A 7,687-nucleotide genomic window follows, 5' to 3' on the forward strand; every position below is an offset into this window, starting at 1 on the left:
GTCGATCCGGGTCTCGATCCGCAGGTTGCTCTTCAGCGCGCCGCCGCGGACGATCGAGACGGTGTTGTCGATCACCGAGACCAGCGGGAACGAGACCGGGTCGAGGGTCAGCTGCCCGGCCTCGATCTTCGAGAAGTCGAGAATGTCGTTGACGACGGTGAGCAGCGCGGCGCCCGAGCCCTGGATCAGCTCGAGCCGGTGACGGTCCTCCGCCCGCAGGTAGGTCTCGTCGAGCAGCATGTCGGCGTAGCCGAGGATGCCGTTCAGGGGCGTACGGATCTCGTGGCTCATCGCAGCGAGGAATTCGCTCTTGGCCTCGCTCGCCCGCTCGGCTTCGGCACGCGCCTCCTCGGCGACGCGCGTCTGCTCCTGCACACGCTGCGCGAGCGTCGCGTTCGACTCGAACAGAGCGCGCTCCGCAGTCTCACGTGCGGTTTCGTCCCGAAGCGTCAGTACCGCCCCGATCTGCTGGCCATCTGCCCCACGAAGCGGCTGGGCATTACCTACCGCGAGCACTTCGACGCCATCCGGTCGCACGATCCGCCATCGCGCCTCCCGAACCGTCTCCCCACGCACCGCGCGCGCCAGCGGCAAATCAAGGGGTGGATACGGTCGCCCATCCTCGGTGAAGAGCCGGTAGGTGTCGCTGTAGGCATCCGGCTCGACATTGAGGCGAGCGACACCGTGAATGGCAGCGGCAGCCCCGTTCACCATCGTGATCCGACCTGCTGCATCGGTGACGATCACGCCCTCGGCGAGCTGATTGAGGATGATGGCCTGGGTTGCAGCGGCAGTCTCAGTTTGGTCCGCGGGGTCGATCGGGAACCGGGGGGAAGGCTGCATGTGGACCGGCGTGCCGAGTTAGTTTCTGCCCGGCGAGACCACAGGCAGGCGATCGCGATCCAGGAACTCCAGGGTTCGGGACGAACGATACACCTGCCACCCTGTAAGAGAGGTAAAATGCCTGTCAGCCTTCAGCGGCAAACATCGTGCCTCCTATTAGTCGCTGGTCAGCGACGGACCATCTGCTACACGGCAGGCCTCTCGACGCTCGCGCGCCGCGGCGGTCGCGAACGCCGGCAGGCAGCTCGGCACAGAGAGCACGCGATGACAGGTCGGCGCGGGCCAGTTCCCTGCGCCGTGCCCGTGAAGCCTTGGGCCGGGTGATCGCGTGAAGGTCGGTGCTGCGGGGAACAGGAACCGCCGACGCCGGCTTATGGCCCGTTCGAAGCTTCGAAGGAGTGGCGGCCCTGCTTGAAGGGGCAAACAGAGCCGCCGCAACAGATCGAGCGACCTGCTGGCCGCGGATGCGGCGGCGTCCACGGTGGGTCAGACAGGTTGCTGAAGGATGAGCGACGAGACGACGGCACTGGTCCTGGCGCTCGCCACCGAGATCGCCGAGTTGCGCGCAGCCCTCGCCGAGGCGCAGGAACTCCTGATCGAGACGGCCGTCGATGCCGGCGAGATGCATGCCCGGCTTGAGGAGGTGCAGAAGGAGTTGGCCGTGGCGCGCGCAGACCGTGACGCCTGGATGATCCGTGCAAGGCGGTAAGCATCTTAAGGCGGATTGAAAGGCTTGACTTGGGTCAAGGCTGCCCGCAGCGGTCACACGCTGACGTTCCGCGGTTCTGGGTACTGAGAGAGCCGGCATGCATTCGCTGGAAGAGCGCGCGTTGCGAGAGACCCAGATGCTCATTGATCGAGTTAGGGCCCATCGCGCCGAGCACGATGCAATGCTGCAAGCAACCCGTGCCGCCATCCGAACGTCATTGGACCGCATCGCGCGCGTTCAGGCAAAATACGGCGAGCTTCCCAACGTTCGCCGACCAGAGAATGCGTGTGAGCAACAACCCGAACGTGCCGATGACGCCGCAGGAGTACGTCAGGGCAATCGTGCTGCCGACGCTGGCCGAGTTCCGAACCGCACGAGATGATCGGCGACGCGCCTATCTGGCGTGCCTCGTGATCTGCCACGTCGCCGACTCCCTTGCGCTCGCCAAGGTCCAAGCACAGCCCGGCTTCGGCGGCATGGCTGGGAATGCGCGCAAGACGGCGGTTCGGAACGCCTTGAAGCGTGTGCAAGCTACGGTGGATGCCCGGTGCGCTCAGGCTTCTATCGTGCTGGCGATCGCCAACGGCGTGAAGCACCCGGAAAAGCTGCCCCTACTACCGGGCAATGAGCGAGACGTAGCGCAATTCGCGTTCGACACGGCCGGGGCCGGGTGGGGGGAAGGGCGCTGGGATGCACCGGGGCTTGAGGTCGAGGCAGACGGGCAGCGGCAGTTCCTTGATGTGTGCGCTCAACAGACACTCGCCACCTTCGTCCGTGCCTATCCCAAGTACCTCGGCGAGATCTCCCTATCATCGTTCATGGACCCCGGACTTGAGCACCTTGGGCTCGACGTTGAGCCGGCATGGTTGACGGGTCTTGCGGCTTGGGCGGCCGGCAAGTCGGAAATCGCTGAGCTATGGCTGTACGGCAGCCGAGCGAGCGGTACTGCCCGTGCTGACAGTGACGTGGATATCGGCCTCGTGCTCACTGACGTAGCGCCAGAATACCCCGGAGCGATCGTTCACGACTGGCCGCTTGAAAACTACACGGCGCTCGGAGATCGGTGGGGGAAGGAACTCAAGGCAATCGTCGGGCAGCATGTGAGCCTCGAACTGTTCGCCCGATCTGGCGAGGTCGAAAGCATGGAGACCCGCGCCGCGAAGGTCTCGGCGATCATGCTGTGGTCTCGTGCCTCGGGCTAATCGACAGGGGCCGCGCCTGTTAACAAATGATAGCATCAGCAAGGCCGGCACCGACGCAATTTCATGTCGGATAAACGACCGTTTTGCTGACAGTAGGCCCGTTCGCGTAAGGCAATTTACGGGAACTCTGCCTCAGACGCGGGCAGGTTCTCCCCGCAAGTCAGCTTGCTGGCGGGCAATTTCTTGGCCGATCTCGAACAGCAGCACCCGCATGATCGTCTTCATCATGTCCGTGCCGCTTTCCTGGATAAGGTCGTTAGCCTCTATACAAGCTTGTGCGATCACTTCGATTTGATCAGGCTCACCCACCCGCATACGCCCCGCCCCGGAGTATTTATGTATTTTGAATACAGGACTCTGATCAAAAATTATCATTTGATGAGATCAGGCGCCTTTAGATTATCATACAATAACATAGGTTAAACGGGCACGAAGAATGACTGATCCAAGGCCGCTCTCCCTTCTGAACCGCCTTGCCGAGTCGCTTGGCTGTTCGCCTCAGGCATTCTTCAATCAAGGTTCTCACGAACTGAGCGAGACCCTCGAGCTTCTGACGCTCTGGATGGCGACCGAGGATAGGCCGACCCGGATGCGGGCGCTGGTCGTTCTGCGCAGTGGCGCGAACCCGTCAAACTCCTTGGATGAGACGCAGAAGCCGGATTGAGCGTCGCGACGGCCCGTCTACATGCGCTGGCCATTCGCATAAGTGTCAGTATGGGACCGTCTATCACGCAAACGTCCGATTGCGTGACGGCCTGCACGCTGGATCGGGCCAACATTTTTCCTGTATGAAATGTCGTCACAAAACCTATGATCTGAGAACCCGTCACGCGAGGGCTTGCGTGACACTGCGATGGCCAAGGCGGCTCCGCGTGCGCACGGGCGTCGGAAGCGGGGAAAGGCGGGGTGCGAGCGGGACGACGTTGGTCGGCTCGGGCGATGACGGAGCGGGCGACAAGGCTGGCGGCGGCGCCTCAGCCTGCGGCTCTGCCGGCGCCGGCCCGTCTGCGAGGATCTCGGGCGGCGCGGCTGCCGGCTTACGGCCGATGGCGGCGGTGCGCATCTGCGAGACGTTGCCCCAGCGGTCTGGGTAGGCGCGGGTATCACTGGGGATATCCCCGGTGATCGGCGCACGGACCTTCGCTACGAACTTGTGGTCGACTGAGCACAGGCGGCTGATCGCCCGATCAGACCAGGGCGTACCCGTCTCCGGGTCCAGCGCGACCAGCGGATCTTCCAGCAAGATCGCAACCGCCCGACGCTTGTCGGCGTTCGACCGGCGAAGGCCGTGCGTTGCGTTCGCCCCAACCGAGTGCAGGATCGCGTCGGAAAGCCCGCCCGGCCGGACCTCACATGCGATGGTCTCCAGCTCGGCCTCCCGGGCGGCGTTGAAGCGGTGGAAGCCTTCCGCGAGCCAGTGCGCCTCGTCCCGCATGACCTGGCTAAGCCGACCGTCTCGCCTGCCTCTACAGACCGCATCACCTCGTCGCGGATGCTGTCGGGTGTTGATGGAGAGGCGAGGGCGTAGAGGACGGTGGCGGGCAAATCGGCCACGGTGGCCGATTTGGACCCAAAGGCTTCCGCGCTCTCCATGAAGCGACGCGCGGTCCGCTCTGCCATCCCGAACTTCGCCTCGATCCAGGGCAGGAAGTGGCCGTGGCCGAGATCTTCCTTGGTCGCGATAAGGTCGCGCCCGATCTCGATGATGTCTCGAACTGCGCTCTGAGTGCGGAACCGGATGCGCTCAGTGCGGCCTTTTCCGGTTGTCGAGACGCAAGGTCTACATTCGACCCTAGGTCGCCTTTCATGATGGGGGGATCTCGTCCACTCGGCGGTGACGATGAACACCGAGAGCCGGCGGCCTGCTACCCTGTCGGGCGCGGCCGGTACCTTCTTAAAGGTGCCGAGACGGCGCCTATTGTCGATCAAGCTGTATGGTCTACATTCGCCGCTGGATCACGCCCGCCATTAGTGAACCCGCTGTCTCGGAGGCGACATAAAAAGACCGAGAGCCGGCGGCCTACTTGCGCATGGGAGAGGCGCGGCCGGCAGCTTTTTCAGGGCGTCGAGGTAGCGACCCTTGTCGAGGGGCGTGCCGGAGACTGCGGCCAAGGCCGGCTCGGCTATCCTCTCGCCGCGCTCGGCATCGCGCTGGACGGCGCGCTCGGATCGGCCGGTGGCAGAGGCGGTCTCAGAGGTGAATGCAGGCGCCAACTTGGCGCTTGCATCCCAACGGCTTGCTGCGCCAGCAACTCCCGCCGCCGTCTCCGGGTGCAGCTCGACGTAGATGGCTTTCCTACGCGCCGTCCCGCTGGCCCGCTGCGCGGACGACAGCTCGGAGCGGTCTAAGTGTTAACGGATAAAATTATCGATTAATGTTTTCGTAAACGAAGTGTTCATAAGCATCTACGTTAACTGTGTGTTAACTAAGCATGCCTATCCGTGTATTTGTGCCGAGACGAAGTGATTTGCAAGTTATATAAACCTGCGATCCAATCTGGCAAAGCGACAGATTTCATACATTCAGAAGATCTTAAGATGGGAAGGGCGGGTAGCCGCCCGCCCTTCCCTGTTTCGGTGCTTAGAATGGCCTGCCCCCATTCGGTGGCCCAGGTTCGAAGTTAGTGCATCGTAGGTCGCGTGACGATGGCGGGGTGAGCGAGCGGCCCTGAGCCGCTCGGTTCGGTTGGCCAGACGACGACTTCGGGCGCAGGCGGCTGATAGCCGAGCGACGAGTGCGGCCGGATGCTGTTGTAGTGCCTTCGCCATTGCTCGATGACGACGCTGGCCTCCTTGAGGGTGTAGAACACCTCGCCGTTGAGGAGTTCATCCCGCAGCTTCGCGTTGAAGCTCTCGCAATAGCCGTTCTCCCACGGACTGCCCGGCTCGATGTAGGCGGTTGTCGATCCAACCGCCGCGATCCAGTCCTGTACGGCGTTGGCAATGAACTCCGGCCCGTTGTCCGAACGGATATGCCCCGGCACCCCACGCAGACTGAACAAGTCCGAGAGTACATCGATTACGTCCAATGCCTTCAGCTTACGAGACACGCGAATGGCCAGGCACTCGCGTGTGAACTCGTCGATGACGTTCAGCATCCGGTACTTGCGTCCATTGTGTGTGCGGTGCTCAATGAAGTAGTAGGACCAGACGTGGTCAGGCCGCTCGGGCCGTAGTCGCAGGCAGGCGCCGTCGTTGAGCCAAAGGCGTGCCCGCTTTGGCTGGCGAGCCGGGACCTTGAGCCCCTCGCGCCGCCAGATCCGTTCGACGCGCTTCACGTTCACCGTCCAGCCGTCACGTCGGAGCAGGGCCGTGATTCGACGGTAGCCGTAACGTCCATACTGCAGCGCCAGGGCGACGATGGCGCCCGTCAGAGCGGCTTCGTCCTCGGCCACGACGGCGGATTTGCGCTGCGTCGAACGATGCTGGCCCAGAACACGGCAGGCGAAGCGTTCGGACACACCATGCTCGGCAACGACGAAGTCGACACAGGCCCGGCGGTGAGCCGGGCTCAGAAGTTTCCCGAGGCTGCCTCCTTCAGGATGAGCTTCTCCAGGGTCAGATCGGAGATTGCTCACGAAGCCGCTGGTTCTCGGTCTCCAGAGACTTCAGCCGCTTGACCTGGTCACCCTTCAGACCGCCGTACTCGGAACGCCAGCGGTAGTACGTGACCTCGGTCACCTCGATGGACCGGATTGCTTCAGCAACTTTGCGGCCCTGCGAGACCAAGACATCAACTTGGCGCAACTTGGCGACGATCTCTTCAGCCGTATGCTTCTTCCGTCCCATGAAACATCCTCCACATGGCTCGAAGCCATACCTCAGGGAGGACCACTTTTCAGGAGGCAGGCCAAGAAGGGCATCAGAAACAACCCGAGGGAGATGACAAGCGTCGTCTCCCTCGGAGTTCGTTTCCAGGTGATTTTCAGCACTGGTATTTGCATACTCATACTCCACGCTGCATGCGCGTAGGCACATTTTGCCGACTCACGCGATGCAATGAGCAGTTGGAGTACAATCCGCCTAACATCGTATTAAGCATGTCGCTCATTCTCGGGACGCCATGCTGCGACACAACGCCCCTCTAAGCTGCATATCGTGTAGGTGCTCGCGAAGCAGCAGGCCTACATCACGGAGAAGCTCTACGCCGTCCTCAATGAATATGACAAAGCGGCCGGCGTCGAAAAGATCGCTCATCCTCGCCGGAACCCATGCAGCCGGGACGCCTTCGCCTGATAGGGCACCAGCGAGGGCACCATGAGCGACGACACGACCAAGACGGAGGCCACAGGCACCCTACCGCCGGGCCATCCGCTCGATCCCTCGAAGGCTCCGGCCCTTCCGGCCGAAGGCGCGGGACCGACATCCCCTGGGCCGCCTGATGGTGTTACCGACCACGGACCAGACAGCGGCGGCTACGATGGGGCGGCGCCCTCGACCGGCTCTAGCAACTCGCAGGGCGGCTACGGGGCCGGTTGACGCCTGAAGCAGGCTCACGGCCCGAATTTGTGGTTCCAGCAGGTGCTACGGGATCGGTGTCAGGTGCGTTCCTGCTGGCGGGAACACGGAGACGCAGCGCATGGGCGAGGTAAAGGCGCGGGCGGCTGTGCTGGTCGTGGAGGACGAGCCTGTTCAGCTCATGGCGATGGTAGCGGCACTGGGTGATGCCAGCTTCGAGGTCGCTGAGGCAAAGGGCGTTGATGCGGCAATCGATCATCTCACGGCTCGACCCGACATCGTTGCAATGATCGCAGACGTGGATCTTGCCGGCGAGCCGTTGACCGGGTTCACACTAGGTGTTTGATCCCGCGGTGTGGTGGTACGGTTGACCACCATGCTGCGAGGGATGCGCTATGGGCCAGGTTCTTCATGGAAGCGCCACCACGACCGAGGCAGTCCGTCGCGCGATCCAGCTACGTGAAGAGAGCGTAAG

At 62.8% G+C, this 7,687-nt stretch carries 5 protein-coding genes and 2 pseudogenes; 3 read left to right on the forward strand and 4 right to left on the reverse strand.

The annotated features are described in order from the left end of the window. Positions 1-843: PAS domain-containing sensor histidine kinase (locus MKK68_RS03965; RefSeq protein WP_244028894.1), on the reverse strand; the 843-nt coding region annotated here is incomplete at its 3' end. 505 nt (positions 844-1,348) lie between these two features. On the opposite strand from MKK68_RS03965, the gene MKK68_RS03970 reads away from it, so the two are divergent. Beyond that, the gene (locus tag MKK68_RS03970) at positions 1,349-1,552 is read left to right on the forward strand and encodes a hypothetical protein (protein ID WP_244028896.1); all 204 of its coding nucleotides are present in this window, start codon (positions 1,349-1,351) and stop codon (positions 1,550-1,552) included. 287 nt (positions 1,553-1,839) lie between these two features. Then, complete coding sequence (locus MKK68_RS29685; protein WP_244028898.1) at positions 1,840-2,754, forward strand: nucleotidyltransferase domain-containing protein; 915 nt, start codon at positions 1,840-1,842, stop codon at positions 2,752-2,754. Between the two features lie 826 nt (positions 2,755-3,580). On the opposite strand, the gene MKK68_RS03980 is transcribed toward MKK68_RS29685, so the two are convergent. From MKK68_RS03980 to MKK68_RS03985, 3 genes and pseudogenes are all read right to left on the reverse strand, one after another. Further along, positions 3,581-4,189, reverse strand: a complete 609-nt coding sequence (locus MKK68_RS03980) for a hypothetical protein (protein ID WP_244028900.1) — start codon at positions 4,187-4,189, stop codon at positions 3,581-3,583. Between the two features lie 131 nt (positions 4,190-4,320). Then, positions 4,321-4,602: pseudogene (locus MKK68_RS29860) on the reverse strand (DUF3102 domain-containing protein); the annotation flags it as partial. A gap of 773 nt (positions 4,603-5,375) precedes the next feature. Next, positions 5,376-6,543: pseudogene (locus MKK68_RS03985) on the reverse strand (IS3 family transposase). A 790-nt stretch (positions 6,544-7,333) separates the two neighbouring features. Between MKK68_RS03985 and MKK68_RS03990 the strand changes: the two are divergent. Continuing rightward, a complete protein-coding gene (locus MKK68_RS03990; RefSeq protein WP_244028902.1) occupies positions 7,334-7,558 on the forward strand; it encodes a hypothetical protein in 225 nt (74 codons plus the stop codon). Positions 7,559-7,687 lie beyond the last annotated feature (129 nt).

Origin of the sequence: Methylobacterium sp. E-016 (assembly GCF_022829745.1) — a bacterium.
Lineage (GTDB): Bacteria > Pseudomonadota > Alphaproteobacteria > Rhizobiales > Beijerinckiaceae > Methylobacterium.